A 15,035-nucleotide genomic window follows, 5' to 3' on the forward strand; every position below is an offset into this window, starting at 1 on the left:
AGAATCGTCCAGGTCAGGACACAAAACCTGTGGGAGCGAGCCTGCTCGCGATGGCGGTGTGTCAGGCGCCATCGATGCCGGCTTATCGCGAGCAGGCTCGCTCCCACAGGTTCACGCTGCAGCGGGCTAACGCTGTGCAGTCTTGCTGGTGGCGGCGCTGTTCTCATGGATCAGCCGGGTGATCATCGCGTCGGCATCAGCCAGTTGCCGGTCGTAGACCTGGGTGCTGAACGTAGCTTTCTGCGGTGGCTGCTGGGCCAGGACCGGGCCGCTCTGGTCCCGCAGGTTGACATTGACCTCGGTGGACAGCCCGACTCGCAGCGGATGCCTGACCAATTCCTCGGCGTTGACATGAATACGCACGGGCACCCGTTGGACGATCTTGATCCAGTTACCGGTGGCGTTCTGCGCCGGCAGCAAGGCAAACGCGCTGCCCGTGCCCGCGCCGAGGCTATCGACGGTGCCGCTGTATTTCACATCGCTGCCATAGAGGTCGGTCTCGATCTCCACCGGCTGGCCGATGCGCATGTCACGCAGTTGGGTTTCCTTGAAGTTGGCGTCGATCCACAGCTGATCCAGCGGGATCACCGCCATCAGCGCCGTGCCCGGTTGTACTCGCTGGCCCAACTGGACGGTGCGCTTGGCGACGTAACCGGTGACCGGCGCAATCAAAGTGCTGCGAGCATTGGCCAGGTAAGCCTGGCGCAGTTGCGCGGCCGCGGCCTGCACGTCGGGATGGGACGACACCACCGTATCGTCCACCAGGGCGCTGGTGGTCTTGAGCTGTTGGCGGGCGTTGGCGAGTGCGTTCTGTGCCGAGGTCAGGTCATCCCGGGCGTGGGACAGTTCTTCCTGGGAAATCGCCCCACCGGCGGCCAGGTTCCGGCGCCGGTTGTAGTTTTCCTGGGCTTTCTGCACCTCGGCCTCCTGGGCATTGACCTGCGCCCGCATACCGTCGACGTTGCTGTATAAGCCACGTACCTGGCGCACGGTACGCGCCAGATTGGCCTGGGCACTTTGCAAGCCGACTTCGGCATCGTTCGGGTCGAATTGCACCAGCACTTGGCCTTCGCGCACCAGATCGCCGTCATCAGCACCGATGCTCACCACCGTGCCGGTGACCTGCGGAGTGATTTCCACCACGTTGCCGTTCACATAGGCATCGTCGGTGCTCTCGTTCCACCGGCCATACAACTCGTGCCAGCCCCAGACGCCCAGGCCGCCGAGAATGACGATCACCGTCAGCGCCAGCAGCATCACCTTGCGCTTGCGCGGGTTGTTGTTCTGTGAATGTTCGGACGCTTGAGTATTTTCTGCAGTGGCCATGACAAATACCTCGAATCAGTTATTCAGCGTGGTGGAGGCCGGCGTGGCCGAAGCCAGGGTCTGGGCCTCGAAACCACCGCCCAGTGCCTGCATCAGCTGGATCGACAAGTCGATCTGCTCGGCATTCAGGTTCGCCAGTTGACGCTGGGCCTGGAGCAATTGCTGCTCGATGCTCAGCACGTCCAGGTAATTCCCGATGCCGGAGCCGTAGCGCTGGACCACGGTGTCGTAGGAGCTTTGCGCAATGTCGGTGGCATGTTGCTGGGCACCGATCTGCCGTGCGATGTCACGCAATTGATTGATGGTGTCGCTGACATCCCCAAGGGCCTTGACCAGGCTTTTGTTGTATTGCGCCACCGCCAGGTCGTAGTCAGCGTCGCGGGCGTCCAGGTCTGCCCGCAACCGCCCACCGTCGAAGATCGGCAGAGAAACCGTCGGCGCCACGTTGAAGAAGCGACTGGCCGAACCGAACATCGCGTCCCCCAGCAACGACTGCACCCCGGCCGCCGCGCTCAGGTTGAGGTTGGGGTAGAAGTTGGTCTTGCCGGCCTCGATGTCCTTGCTGGCCGCCTCCACTCGCCAACGTGCCGCCACCAGGTCCGGACGACGACCCAGCAGCTCCGCCGGCAGGTTCGACGGCAAGGCCACCGCGCTGGCTTTCAGCACATTGGGTCGGGCGATTTCATTGCCACGGTCCGGGCCCTTGCCCAGCAGTACCGCCAGGGCGATCCTGGCGCTTTGCAGGCGTTTCTCCGCATCGATCAGGGTGGCGTCGGCACTGGCTTCCAGGCTTTCGGTCTGCTGGAACTGATACTCGCTGTCGATCCCGGCGCTGAGACGGCGCTTGCTCAAGTCGAGCATTTGTCGGGTGCGCTTGAGGTCTTCCGAGGCCAGGTCATAAATGATGTGGGCCTGGCCGAGGTCGCTATAGGCCCGGGCCACATCGGCGGCCAGGGTCAGCTGCGCGGCCTGACGGTCGATTTCGGCCGCGCGGGCCTGGCCCAGGGCCGCTTCCCAGGCAGCACGCTGACCACCCCAGAGGTCGAAGTTGTAATTGAAATCGACGCTCAGCGAACGCAAGGTGCTGTAGGCACCGCCCTGCCCCGCCGGGTCCTGATCACGGGCCAGCCGCGAGCGACTGACGCTGCCGCTGGCATCCAGGGTGGGCATACGCGCCGCGTTGGCGGCGTAGGCGGCGGCGCTGGCCTGATGAACACGGGCACTGGCGATCTGCATGTCCGGGCTGTCACGCAAGGCCTCACGGATCAGACCGTCGAGTTGCGGATCACCCAGGCTTTTCCACCAGTCGCTTTTCGGCCACGCGGCGGGCGACAAGGTCACGCCGTTCAACGACTGCCCGACCTTGAGGCTCTGGGCATCGAGGCTGACGCCTTCGGTCTTGAGGCCGCTGTAGCTGGCACAACCGGCGATACTCATCGCCAGCAGCACCAGGCTCAGTCGGGTACGCAAGGTTTTACGCTTCATTTGTCCCCCAATCGCAGCACGGTGATGGGGTCACCGGCAGCGAGCAGAATTTTCTTGAGGATGTGTTCGAGGGTTTCCAGCTCCTCGCGGCTGATGGCGCCGGCCAACTGGTTCATGGCGTCGGCGCCGATATACGGCAGGCGATCGGCGAGGGCCTGGCCGGCTTCGGTGAGCACCAGTTGCACTTGCCTGCGGTCCTGCGCCGAACGTTGGCGGACCAGAAAGCCTTTCTGTTCCAGGCGATCGAGCATGCGTGTCATCGAACCGCTGTCCAGGGACAGGTAGCGACACAGCTCGGCCGGCGTGTCGATACCGTGCTGGGCCATGATGATCAACACCTTGAACTGCGCGGCGGTAATGCCGACGGGCTCCATGTGGGTGTCGATGATCCGGTCCTTGAGCAGCGCGGCACGGCCGAGCAGCATGCCGAGATGGCAGTTGTGGAAATCGTCAGGGGTGAAATGCTTCATCTGGACACCGATTGCTGCCTAGGCAGGGAATGTATGTCGAGATATTACTGCTTAGGCAGCTAATGTCAAACAAATAGTTAGTCAACTACACATAAGCGGACGAACGCGGATAAAAATGTGGGAGCGGGCTTGCTCGCGAAGGCGTTGGATCAGTCAACTTATCTGTTGAATGACACACAGCATTCGCGAGCAAGCCCGCTCCCACAATGATTGGGGGAAGGGTTAGAAATCGCGCTTGTAGAAGATATCCAGCGAACTGGCGACGCCGCTGGCGGCTTCGAGGTAGACCTTCTTGCTGAGTTTGTAGCGCAAGGCAATGGTATTGGCCGGTTCGAACACACCGACGCCGTAGCGCAGGCTGAGTTTTTCCGACAGATTGCCGCTGGCGACCACACTGGTCTCGTTGCCACTGCCCTGGGTGTCGAGCTGGAAGTCCTCGATGCCCAGGTTACTGGCAAGGCTGGTGGTCACCCCCGAGCTGCCCATCAAGCCCAGGCCCAGCGCCGCCTGGGCGAGCATGTTGTTGTCCTCGCCGGTGGTGCTCAGCGGACGGCCCAGCACCAGATACGACAGGGCCTGTTCCTGGCTCATGGCCGGCTCGGAGAAGATTTGCGTGGTCGGCTGTTCGGCACTGCCACTCAAGCGAATACCGGCGATGACGTCGTCGGTCTGGCGGATCGCCTCGATGTCCAGGTAAGGCTGGTCGATGGGGCCGGCGAACAACAGCCGCGCCCGGCGCACCGTCAGCCGTTGCCCGTAGGCCCGGTAACGGCCGTCGTTGAGCCAGAGTTCGCCCCGGGTGTCCATGTTGTCGCCGATGTGCACCTGGCCCTGCACATTGGCCGTCAGCCCGAACCCGGAGAACGCGAGTTTTTCCTGGCCCACGACCACGTCGATGTCCATCGTCATGGCAATCGGCGCTTTGCCCTCTTCGGTCTGGTGGCCGACGATCACCGTGTCATCCGACACCTTGACGGTGGACGGCGGCAATTCACGAATGGTGATTTCGCCCTTGGGCACCAGCACCTTGCCCGCTACGGAAAACCGCTCCCCTTGCAGGGTAATGTCGAGGTCCGGTGCCATCTCCAGCTGCGCATAGGGTTCGACGGTGACCGGCAATTGCGAGCCCTTGAGGGCCAGGTTCATGCTCAAGGCCTCTCCCCAGCCGATATCACCGCTGAGGCTGCCCCGGCCGTTCTTGCCACTTTTCCAATGGCCGTCCAGGCGCACCGTGTCACCGGCAATCATGGCCCGGACCTGCAAGGCCTCAAGGCTGACCGGCAGTTCCGGGCCGGACACTTCACCCTCGCTGAGCACCAGGTTGCCGTTCACCTGGGGCGCCAGCAAACCGCCCGACAACGTGCCGCTGCCGTTCAGGTGCCCGGTGAGCGTTTCGACCATTGGCACGAACGGTCGGGCCACCGACAGGTCCAGGCCGGTCAGGCGGAACGAGCCGCTGAGGGGCTTGTTGGCGGGCAACGGGTTGATCTGCGCCTGGAGCATCAGCTCACCGAGCCGGGCACCGGCGAAATTAAGCTCGGTGTCGATGCGCTTGGGGGTCAGGCGACTGTTCAGGCTCAAGGTCTGGTAGGGAAAATCAAGCCACTGTCCGTTGTCGCGGTCCTTGTCACGGATTCGCAGCGTGCCGCCACCGGCGTCGACTTGAATACGGCCGTTCGGGCCAGTGGCAGGCAAGTCCAACTGCAGGTCTGCGTTGAGCTGGCCCTGCCAAGCAAAGTCCTTGGGCATCCATTGGGCCAGACTTTCGATGGGGAATTGCTTGAGGTGATAGCGCAACTTCGGGTCCGGCATCAGGCGTTGGTCTTCGCCACACAGGCTGGCCTGCCCGGACCGCCAGCAATGGGCGCCGAAGTTGAGGGTGCCGTCGGCCAGTCGCTCCAGCTTCGCCGGGGCTTGCAGGCGCCAGGCCTGACCGCCGGCCTGAATGTCGCCGCTGAGCAGACGCCCACGCCAGTTGCCCTGGTCGAGCGCGCCGCTGAACGCCAGGGTCGTGTCGAGCTGCGGCCCTTGCAGGTCCAGATCGAGTTTCTGTTGCTTAATGTCGCCCTGGCCGCTGATCGTCAGCGCGCCCAGGGATGTCTCGCCAGCCCGGATGCCGCCGGCCTTGAGGTCGATCTTGCCCCGTTGCGCACTGTCCAGGGTCGCGTCCAGGCTCAGGCTTTGCAGGCGGTTGTCCTGAAAGGCCAGTTGTGTGCCTTGCAAACCAAGCTTGCCTTGAGGCGCCTTGAGGGTCCCCGCCACATCGACACGCCCCACGACCTCGCCGCGCAGGTGGGGCCAGAGCTGGGCCAGGCGCGACAGTTTGATGTCGATCTTGCCAACAAGTGTCTGTTGCAGGCTGCCACTGCCGTTGATGCGGTTGTCACCCAGGCGGATATCCAGCGCACTGAGGTTCCACTGCTCGCCACCGCCGCTGGCCTTGGCCTGGAATATCGCCGCTTGGCCGCGCAATTTGCCCTTGAGGTCCAGGTCTGCATCGAGGCTGAGATTGCCGTTGTTCATCGCGCCTTTGCTGCGCAACGGCCCGGCCAGGGTGCCGGGCAACTCGCCAAGCCAGTACGCCGGGTCGATAGCCGACAGTTCCAACGCCGTGTCCCATGCGATGCCCTCGGCAAACTGCAAGTCCAGGTGCCCTTCGGCCTTGCCCTGTCCGGCGGCGAGTTTGAGTTCGGGTAGATGGATTTGCGTCAGGTCGCCACTGAAGGGACTGCCCAGACTGAAGGCACCGGCGGGCCCATCCAGCGCCGCCTGGAAATTGCCCAGGTACTGGCCATCTGTGTAGGAGACTTCGCCATTGAAACTGCGCAGCGTCACCTGTGGTTCGTCGATCAGCGGATAGAGGCGATGCCAGGGGAAGTCCAGCCAGGCGACTTTCGCGTCGGCGCTCAGGCCTTCACGCCAGTCCAGTTGACCGGTGAGTGTCAGGCTTTGCTGTTCGCCGGCCTCCAGGTCCAGGGCGGCGATCTTCGCTCCGCGGGCATCGACGGTGCCTTGCAGTCGCAGCGCCACCGGGCCTTTCTCGGCGGGTAGCGTTGCATTGCCGAGCAGTTGATAACCGTTTTTCAGATCACCTTCGCCGGTCAGTTCCAGCTGGTTGAGCAACAGGGTGTCCGGCAGATCAGCGCTGGCCCGGAAGCCATCGGCAGTGATGCGCACCTTGGCCGGCAGGTTGTCGGCCAGAGGTTGCAACTCGCCGACCAACCGACCTTGCAGGTAACCGCTGCTGTCGGCGCTGAGGTTGAGGGTCTTGAGCAAATCGCCGTCGATGTTCAGGTCCAATGCCCAGGGCGTGGCGCCCGGCGCGGGCAGCGTCAGTCGGCCTTGGGCCTTCAACGGCCAGTCGCCGCCCGGCTTGAGCAGGCCGGACAGCTTCAGGCTCAGTTCGTCACGCTGCAATTGCACCGAATCGATCTGCAAGCCCTGGGCGGTCCAGTGGGCGGCCAGTTGCAGCCCCTTGAGCTGCTCACTGCCGTTGAACAGCAGACGACCGACCTGGACGTCGCCCAGCTCAATGGCAAACGGCACGTCCAGGTCCGGCAACGTCACCGGGCCATCGCTCGGCGCATCGGTGGAGGGTGGCAATTGCAGGCTGACCGTGTCGGCCTTGAGCTGTTCGATGCACAGGGTCATGCGCAGCAGGCAGGCGGGCGACCAACCGAAGATCACCCCATCGGCCTCCAACCGGCTGCTGTCCTGCTGCCACAGCAGATGATCGGCGCTCCACTGCCCCCCCAGGCGACCCTGGAAATTCTCCACGGTCAGCCCTGGCACCAGGCCCAGGGCCCAACGACTGCCGAACGCGGTACCCAGCACCGTACTCAACGCCAGCACGATCACCACCAGCAACCCGGCGAGCGTCAGCAGCGTTTTCTTCAAACCACGATTCACAGCTCGGGCCCCATGGAAAAGTGCAATCGAATACCGCCCTCGTCGTCCATGGCATGGGCCAGGTCGAGGCGGATCGGACCTACTGGCGACACCCAACGCACGCCGACGCCGACGCCCGTCTTGAGGCTGGGCAATTCAAGGTTGTTAAAGGCGTTGCCCTGGTCGACGAAGGTCGCCACCCGCCATTTCTCGGCAATGGAATACTGATACTCCAGACTGCCCGCCACCATGTAACGCCCACCGATGCGATCACCCTCGGAGTTTTCCGGCGACAGGCTCTGGTAGTCGTAGCCGCGCACACTCTGGTCGCCACCGGCAAAAAAGCGCAGGGACGGCGGAATGGATTTGTAGCCGTTGGTGGCGCTGCCGCCGACTTGGGCCCGGGCCAGGAAACGGTGCTTGTCGAACACGGTGGTCAGGCCTTTGACCATGGCAGTGCCATATAAAAGGTTGTTGTCCGAGCCCAGCCCCTCCTTCGCGACTCTGGTCTCGAACTGCAAGCGATAACCGTTGTGCGGATCGATGCGGTTGTCGCTGCGCAGGAAGGAATAACTGACCCCGGGCATCAGCAGCGTACTGAGGCCTTCATCGTCGCCGAGGCGATACTCCTCGCGCTGCCATTTGAGCGACACCACCCGCTGCCAGCCGCTGGGCAACTTGCTGTGCCATTCCGGGCCAACGGTCAGCAGTTTACTGAGGGTGTCGGTGCCCGCCAGTTCTTCGTATTGATAGCCGCCGGCATAACGCAACTTGTCGGTCAGCGGCGGATCCAGCGGCACGTCATACCACAAGCCGACGTTCTGCCGTGGCGCGGAGACTTCGGCTTCCCAACCGTAGCTGTGCCCCTGTGGGTTGACCCAGTGGCGCGTCCAGTTGGCCTTGGCCCGTGGGCCGACGTCCGTGGAAAACCCCAGGCCCAGACCCATGGTGCGCGGCTTGCGGGTGTCGAGCTTGACCGCCACCGGGATCACGTTGTCGATGGCTGCGGTGGGCGCGGCATCCACCCGAACGCCTTCGAAATAGCCACTCGATTGCAGGGCCTGGTTCAATTCGGCAATCAGTTCGGAATCGTAGGCGGTGCCGGCCTTGAACGGCACCATGCGCCGCAACAGGTCTTCGTCGAACGGCGTGTCGCCTTCAAAACTCACCGGACCCAGGCTGTAACGCGGGCCGCTGTCGTAGACCAACTCGATGTCGGCGACACCGGCCTGTGGGTCCACCGACAGTTTCTGACGGGTGAAACGTCCGCTGAAGAAACCATAGCGCGAAGCCTGGTTCTGGATCAGCCGCTTGGCATCCTCGTAGTGACCATGGTTGAGCACCGCACCCGGCTTGAGGGCATCGTCGGCCGGTACGCGAAAACGCTTGAGGGAGGCCGCCGGGCCATCGACGCGCACGGTGACATTGCGCAGATGCACGGGTTCGCCGGGGTCGATGGTCAGGATCAGGCGCGGGTCCTTGCCACCCTTGACCTCGCTGTCGATCTGCGGCTGGTAATAACCCAGCGCCTGGGCCGCCTTGCGGGCCTGCTCCTCGGCGCCACGACTGAAGCGCAGCAACGCCTCTTCGTCACGATCGCCCAGCCCACCGATATAACCTTCCACGTTGGCCTTGAGTGCGTCATTGGACGGTTTGATCCGTACATCCAATTCGCTTTGTGCCAGGGCCACGCAGCTGAGAGACAGCAAGAGCGCGCCGCTGGTCATTCTTCCTGGGAGTTTCATGGCGCGGATGCTATCACGAGCGTAGGTGCTTGATAGAGCCGGACATTTCCCAAAAGTTCGTCGGGCTACGCCGTTGCGCTTTGCAGGACCTGCGGGTTGGGGTGGAAAAACACATGCTCGCGGATCGGCCCTACCGCCACCTCGCCAATTTCCTGGTAGCCCTGGCGCTTGTAGAACTCGAGGTAACGTGGGTTGCCCGTATCCAGCACCACGCCCTGGGAATGTTCATCCACCGCGCACCAGTTATGCACGGCGGTCAGCAACTGTTCGCCAAAATGCTGGCCCTGGAACTGCGGGTGAATACCCAACAGCGGCAAAACATGCACCGAATCCGACGGCAGGCAGGCCGTCACCGCTGCGTGGTATTCCAGATACCGCCGGGTGCAACGAAACCCGGTACTCAGGACCATGCGCAGGCGCCAGGCCCAGCTTTCGGTGATTCCCAACCGTCGCTGAGGCGGAGCGACCAGAGCGATACCGATCAACCGGTCGTTGACCAACAGCCCGATGGCGGGCAACTCCTGGAGAAAATGCTGTTTGACCAATTCCCGCACTGTCGCCCGCACCCGTTGTTCATAACCGGGACGCTCGGACTCGAACAGGTAGCTGAACGTCGGTTCATGACGATATGCCTGGTACAACAATGAACGGGCTTCGCGGGAATAACCGCTGTCGAGCATATGGATATCGGCGATGGCGGTTTCAGGCATGGCGGAAAATCTCCTGGGCGGGCTTGGGAGGCCCTGCTCTTATTGAGTACGAACCCAATAGGGTTACGATCGTTCCTACATGCACAGGACATTAGCAGCGCATTTGTCCTACTGCCACGCTGGCCCGCGCCCTACATGTCAGCTAGCATCGCTGTTTTGCCAGGAAAGCCGACCATGAAGATCGTCTCCTTCAACATCAACGGGCTGCGCGCCCGCCCCCATCAGCTGGCGGCGCTGATCGAGAAGCATCAGCCGGACGTGATCGGCCTGCAGGAAACCAAGGTCCACGACGAACAGTTCCCGGTGGACGAAGTGCAAGCCTTGGGTTACCACGTGCATTACCACGGACAAAAAGGTCACTACGGTGTCGCCCTGCTCTCCCGCCAGGCGCCGTTGAGCTTGTACAAAGGCTTCGAAGGTGACGACGAAGACGCTCAGCGACGTTTTATCTGGGGCACTTTCGCCGATACCAACGGCGTGCCGGTGACCATCATGAACGGCTATTTCCCACAAGGTGAAAGCCGCGATCACCCGACCAAATTCCCGGCCAAGGAACGTTTCTACAGCGATTTGCAGCAACTGCTGGAAAGCCGCTTCAGCAACGATCAGCCTGTGGTGGTCATGGGCGACGTGAACATTTCCCCGGAAGACTGTGACATCGGCATCGGCCCGGACAACATGAAGCGCTGGCTGAAAACCGGCAAATGCAGCTTCCTGCCGGAAGAACGCGAATGGATGGCCCGCCTGAAGAACTGGGGCCTGGTGGACAGCTTCCGTCACCTGAACCCGCACGTCACCGACCGTTTCAGCTGGTTCGACTACCGCAGCCGCGGCTTCGAGGACGAACCCAAGCGCGGCCTGCGCATCGACCTGATCCTTACCTCCCATGGCCTGTTGCCACGGGTCAAGGATGCGGGGGTGGACTATGACCTGCGGGGTATGGAAAAACCGTCGGACCATGCGCCAATCTGGCTGGAACTGGCCTGATCGCTCCCACAGTTTCCCGAGTTGTTCGCCGATGCGGCATGCACCCTCAATCCTTTGCGGGAGCGGTGTCAGGTAGCACCCCTGTCATCTATCAGTCATCTGACTGACTTAATCTCCACGCACTTTCCTGGGTTCCAAAGGTGCCGCATGCGGCTGAGCGTTGGTTTATTCATAGGCCTCTGGCTGCCCCTCGCCGCCTGGGCCGGCACGCTGCCCCTGCCCGAACAGGGCCCGGCCCTGCGCCTGCAAGGCTCCAATACCATCGGTGCGGCGCTCGGCCCTGCCCTGGTCAAAGGGCTGCTGGAAGAACAGGGCTTGCTCAAGGTCAGCACTGAAATCACCGGGCGTGACAACGAGCAACGTGTCATCGGTCAGACCAGCGATGGACGGCGCGTGGAAATCGACATCGCGGCCCACGGCTCCAGCACCGGGTTTACCGCCCTCAAGCAGGCCGGCGCCGACCTGGCCGCCTCATCCCGACCGATCAAAGACAACGAGCTGAAGGAATTATCGTCCCTCGGTGATCTGAAAAGTCCCGCCGCCGAGCAGGTCATCGCCATCGATGGCCTAGCGATTATTCTTCATCCCCAGAACCCGTTGCGTCAGCTCGACACCGTGCAGCTCGCACGAATATTCAGCGGCGAGGCGAAAACCTGGGAAGCGCTGGGGGGCGTTGGCGGTCCGATTCATCTGTACGCCCGGGATGAACAATCCGGCACCTACGATACCTTCAAGGAATTGGTACTCAGCCGACAGGGCAAACGGCTGGATCCTGCAGCCCGGCGCTTCGAATCCAGCGAACAGTTGTCCGACGCCGTCAGCCAGGACCCGCAAGGCATCGGCTTCATTGGTTTGCCCTACGTTCGCCAGGCCAAGCCTGTGGCGATTGTCGATGGCGACTCCCAGCCCATGTTGCCGTTGAACAGCCTGATTGCCACCGAGGACTACCCCTTGTCGCGCCGGTTGTTCTTTTATCTTCCGCCCCGACAGGACAACCCTTGGGCCGAAGCGTTGGTGGCGTTTGCCCAAAGCGACAAGGGCCAAACCATCGTCGCCGCCAGCGGGTTCATCTCGCAAACGGTCCAGGCCATGGCCGTCACGCCCAATGCGCTGATGCCGGAGGGTTATCAGTCCCTGAGTCGCCATGCCCAGCGCCTGAGCGTGAATTTCCGCTTCGAAGAAGGCAGTGCAAACCTGGACAGCAAGGCCCATCAGGACCTGGGCCGTGTGCTCGCCTACATCAAGCAACACGGCAAGACCGACCGCCGCGTGACACTGGTAGGTTTCGGCGACGCCAAGGATGACCCGGCGCGGGCGGATCTGCTGTCCAAATTGCGGGCCATGGCGGTGCGGCGCGAGCTGGTCAAATACGGAGTCACGCTGCGGGAAGTGCGCGGCTTCGGCGCCCTGATGCCCGTGGCGGCCAACAGTGAGGATGAAGGACGGATCAAGAATCGGCGGGTAGAGGTTTGGGTGTACTGAAATCCGTTGGACGACACTCCCCTGTGGCGAGAGGATTTATCCCCGCTGGGCTGCGTAGCAGCCCCACCTGGCGTTCGGCCTGGAAGGCTCCAGGCGACATGTGTCGCCGGGCATCCAGCAACTGATCGAACTGGGCGGTTTGCTGGCGAACCGGGCACTGGATAACGTCGAAGTACGCTAGCCGACGCGCCACATACCCCTTGTGGGAGCGGGCTTGCTCGCGAAAGTTTTGTATCAATCAACCCTTGTTTAATTGACCCACCGCAATCGCGAGCAGGCTCGCTCCCACAGTTTGAACTGAGTTGTTCGCCGATCGAGCGTACACCCTCAATCCCTTGTGGGAGCGAGCCTGCTCGCGATTGCGGTGGGTCAGCCGACTCTTGTTTGGCTGACAGTCCGCCTTCGCGAGCAAGCCCGCTCCCACAGGGTATAGGGCCGATCATGCCATCGGGCGCAACCTAACGCCCTGCCAACTCCATGATCATCCGCGACAGCAGATAGATCCTGGGCACGACGCTCTCCACCTCGGCATATTCCTCTGGCGTGTGGATATTGCCGCCGACGATGCCGAAGCCATCCAGCGTCGGCGTGCCGACGCCGGCGGACAGGCTGGCGTCCGCCGCGCCGCCGCTGCCTTCTTCGGTCAGTTTGCGGCCCAGCTCGCCATAGATACCTTGGGCCATTGCCATCAAGCGATCCGACTCGGCCGTCTGCGGCATCGGCGGCAGGCCGCGTTTGAGGCTGGTGGTGACTTCGGTGTCGGCGATCAGTTTGTCCTGGGAGACGCGGGCCAGGTCTTTTTCGATACGGTCGAACTCTTCCGGCACCGCCGCCCGAACGTCGGCCTTGGCACTGGCCTTGTCGGGAATGACATTGGTCCGATCACCCGCGTTGAGCACCGTGAAATTGATGGTGGTCTTCTTTTCCGTATCGCCCAGCTTGCCCAATTGCAGAATCTGGTGCGCCGCTTCCATTGCCGCATTGCGCCCCAACTCCGGCGCTACGCCGGCGTGGGAGGCCTTGCCCTTGACCTCCACCAGCGCTGTGGCACTGCCCTTGCGCCATACCACCAGGCCATCTGCCGGGCGCCCCGGTTCAAGGTTCAGCGTCACGTCGTGGGCCTTGGCGGTTTTCTTGATCAGGTCGGTGGCGGCGTCCGAGCCGGTCTCTTCGCTGGCATCAAGCAGGAAAGTGATCTGCGCGTAGTTCTTGAAGTCGAGATTCTTCAGCACTTTCAGCGCATAAATCCCGGCGACGATGCCGCCCTTGTCATCCATCACCCCCGGCCCATAGGCGCGCCCGTCCTTGATGTGAAAAGGCCGCTCGGCGGCGGAGCCTTCCTTGAACACCGTGTCCATGTGAGCCATCAGCAGAATCTTCGCCTTGCCGGTGCCCTTGAGGGTTGCCAGAACATGCTGGGTGCCATCCGAATTCGGCACCTTTTCGACGCTGAAGCCGAGCTTCTTCAGCTCATCGATGGCGATGTCACCGACCTGAGTCAACCCTGGTACATAGCCGGAACCGGAATCGATGTTCACCAACCGTTCGAGCAATTTCAGGGCCTCGCCCTTGTACTGTTCGGCTTGAGTCAATACCGGTTGATGAGGCTGCGCGAAGGCAACGGGGGCGAAGGCGCCGAGGGCCAGGCTCAAGCCGAGACTGACGGCCAGACGGGAGCGAAGCGAGGTAATCGTCATGATTTCATCCTTGTTCCGTATCGAAAGCGTGCCCAGGCACCCTACCCGACTCTGCGCCGAGGCTCCAGACCGAAGGCTCCCAAGGTGCCGATAGTATTTATTCCTGCCTGACTGCGTAGATTGGCTATACATGACAAAGCAAACATCACCATGAAGGAGCCCCATGGGCAGTTATCGCGTGTTGATCATCGGCACTTGGTGCCGGGGTTCAGCTTCACTTATCACTTTCTGACCCGTCGGCTCAGGCTGGCCGATCACATTCTGTCGTGACTCATGGAGAGAAGACATGCTGTTGTTGTGGGTGATCCTTGCCGTATTTATCGTCTGGAGCTGGCTGACCTATCCCGGCATCGGTCAAGTGCTGTTCGACTTGAGCATGGCCCTGGAAACGCGTTTCTCCCGGTTGCGCAAGATCACGGTTCCCATCAGCGAGATGACGGTATCGACGCTGCAGGGCGGGCCCTACGAAGCGTCCAGCAGCATATTGATGCTGCATGGCTACAGTGCCGACAAGGGCCTCTGGCTGCGCATGGCCCGCCCCTTTGTCAATGATTACCGGGTGGTGATCCCGGACCTGGCCGGCCATGGCGAAACCGGTTTCAAGGCCGGTGGCGGCTACGACATCCCGACCCAGGCCCGACGGGTGATCGAGTTGCTCGACGCCTGCGGCCTGGACAAGGTCCATGTGATCGGCAATTCCATGGGCGGCTATCTTGCCGCATGGTTGGCGGCCACTTCGCCCGAGCGCGTCTTGACCCTGGCACTGCTCAATCCGGCCGGCGTCACCTCCCCCCAGCCCAGCGATATGGATCGCCTGGTGGCCGCGGGCAGGAATCCTTCCCTCATGCATTCACGCAGTGATTTCGCACCGTTCTATGCGTTGACCATGGCCTCGCCGCCCTGGGTGCCGGGGGTAGTATTGGCGGCGGTGGCGCAACAGTATGTACAGCGCCGCGATGAACTGGCGGAGATCTACAAAGACTTCACCAGCAGCCCGCCGATGGAGCCACGCCTGGTCGATATCCGTGCGCCATCCTTACTGCTCTGGGGCCGTCAGGACCGAATGATCGACGTCAGCAGCGTGCCGGTGTGGAGTAAGGGCATCGCGGATCTGCGGGTGGAAATCTGGGAAGGGGTCGGGCATCTGCCGCCGCTTGAAAAACCAGGAAAAACCGCGGCGCTGTATCGGGATTTCCTGAAGGGATTGGGACAGTGACCATCCTGCACGGAGTACTCCCTCGCCAC

10 protein-coding genes and 1 pseudogene are annotated in these 15,035 nt (G+C 62.3%); 4 read left to right on the forward strand and 7 right to left on the reverse strand.

Annotated features, from left to right (window positions below; translation table 11 throughout):
* Nucleotides 1–126 precede the first annotated feature (126 nt).
* The 6 genes from AD666_RS24870 to AD666_RS24895 form a co-directional block, all read right to left on the reverse strand.
* Complete coding sequence (locus tag AD666_RS24870) at nt 127–1,326, reverse strand: efflux RND transporter periplasmic adaptor subunit (RefSeq protein ID WP_053158324.1); 1,200 nt, start codon at nt 1,324–1,326, stop codon at nt 127–129.
* Nucleotides 1,327–1,341: 15 nt separating this feature from the next.
* The gene (locus AD666_RS24875) at nt 1,342–2,811 is read right to left on the reverse strand and encodes an efflux transporter outer membrane subunit (protein ID WP_053158327.1); all 1,470 of its coding nucleotides are present in this window, start codon (nt 2,809–2,811) and stop codon (nt 1,342–1,344) included.
* Complete coding sequence (locus AD666_RS24880; protein ID WP_053158330.1) at nt 2,808–3,281, reverse strand: MarR family winged helix-turn-helix transcriptional regulator; 474 nt, start codon at nt 3,279–3,281, stop codon at nt 2,808–2,810. Before AD666_RS24880 ends, AD666_RS24875 begins: the two co-directional genes overlap by 4 nt.
* A 222-nt stretch (nt 3,282–3,503) precedes the next feature.
* Nucleotides 3,504–7,190, reverse strand: a complete 3,687-nt coding sequence (locus tag AD666_RS24885) for a translocation/assembly module TamB domain-containing protein (protein ID WP_053158337.1) — start codon at nt 7,188–7,190, stop codon at nt 3,504–3,506.
* Complete coding sequence (locus tag AD666_RS24890) at nt 7,187–8,914, reverse strand: autotransporter assembly complex family protein (protein ID WP_053158341.1); 1,728 nt, start codon at nt 8,912–8,914, stop codon at nt 7,187–7,189. The genes AD666_RS24885 and AD666_RS24890 overlap by 4 nt, the downstream gene beginning before the upstream one ends.
* A gap of 65 nt (nt 8,915–8,979) precedes the next feature.
* A complete protein-coding gene (locus AD666_RS24895; RefSeq protein WP_053158344.1) occupies nt 8,980–9,624 on the reverse strand; it encodes an N-acetyltransferase in 645 nt (214 codons plus the stop codon).
* A gap of 174 nt (nt 9,625–9,798) precedes the next feature.
* Here AD666_RS24895 and xthA point away from each other — a divergent pair, with 174 nt between their 5' ends.
* From xthA to AD666_RS27105, 3 genes and pseudogenes are all read left to right on the forward strand, one after another.
* On the forward strand, nt 9,799–10,611 hold the full coding sequence (gene xthA / locus AD666_RS24900; protein ID WP_053158347.1) for an exodeoxyribonuclease III: 813 nt from the start codon (nt 9,799–9,801) through the stop codon (nt 10,609–10,611).
* A 147-nt stretch (nt 10,612–10,758) separates the two neighbouring features.
* Entirely contained in the window at nt 10,759–12,093 is a 1,335-nt protein-coding gene (locus tag AD666_RS24905; RefSeq protein WP_053158351.1) for a substrate-binding domain-containing protein, read from the forward strand.
* Between the two features lie 67 nt (nt 12,094–12,160).
* Nucleotides 12,161–12,274: pseudogene (locus AD666_RS27105) on the forward strand (DUF6124 family protein); the annotation flags it as partial.
* A gap of 277 nt (nt 12,275–12,551) precedes the next feature.
* Here the strand turns inward: AD666_RS27105 and AD666_RS24910 are convergent.
* Entirely contained in the window at nt 12,552–13,790 is a 1,239-nt protein-coding gene (locus tag AD666_RS24910) for a M20/M25/M40 family metallo-hydrolase (RefSeq protein WP_053158353.1), read from the reverse strand.
* 286 nt (nt 13,791–14,076) lie between these two features.
* On the opposite strand from AD666_RS24910, the gene AD666_RS24915 reads away from it, so the two are divergent.
* Nucleotides 14,077–15,006 carry an alpha/beta fold hydrolase gene (locus AD666_RS24915; RefSeq protein ID WP_053158356.1) on the forward strand — a complete coding sequence of 310 codons (930 nt, stop codon included), beginning with the start codon at nt 14,077–14,079 and terminating at the stop codon, nt 15,004–15,006.
* Nucleotides 15,007–15,035 lie beyond the last annotated feature (29 nt).

Origin of the sequence: Pseudomonas sp. Pf153, from assembly GCF_001269775.1 — a bacterium.
In the GTDB taxonomy this organism is placed as follows: Bacteria; Pseudomonadota; Gammaproteobacteria; order Pseudomonadales; family Pseudomonadaceae; genus Aquipseudomonas; species Aquipseudomonas uvaldensis.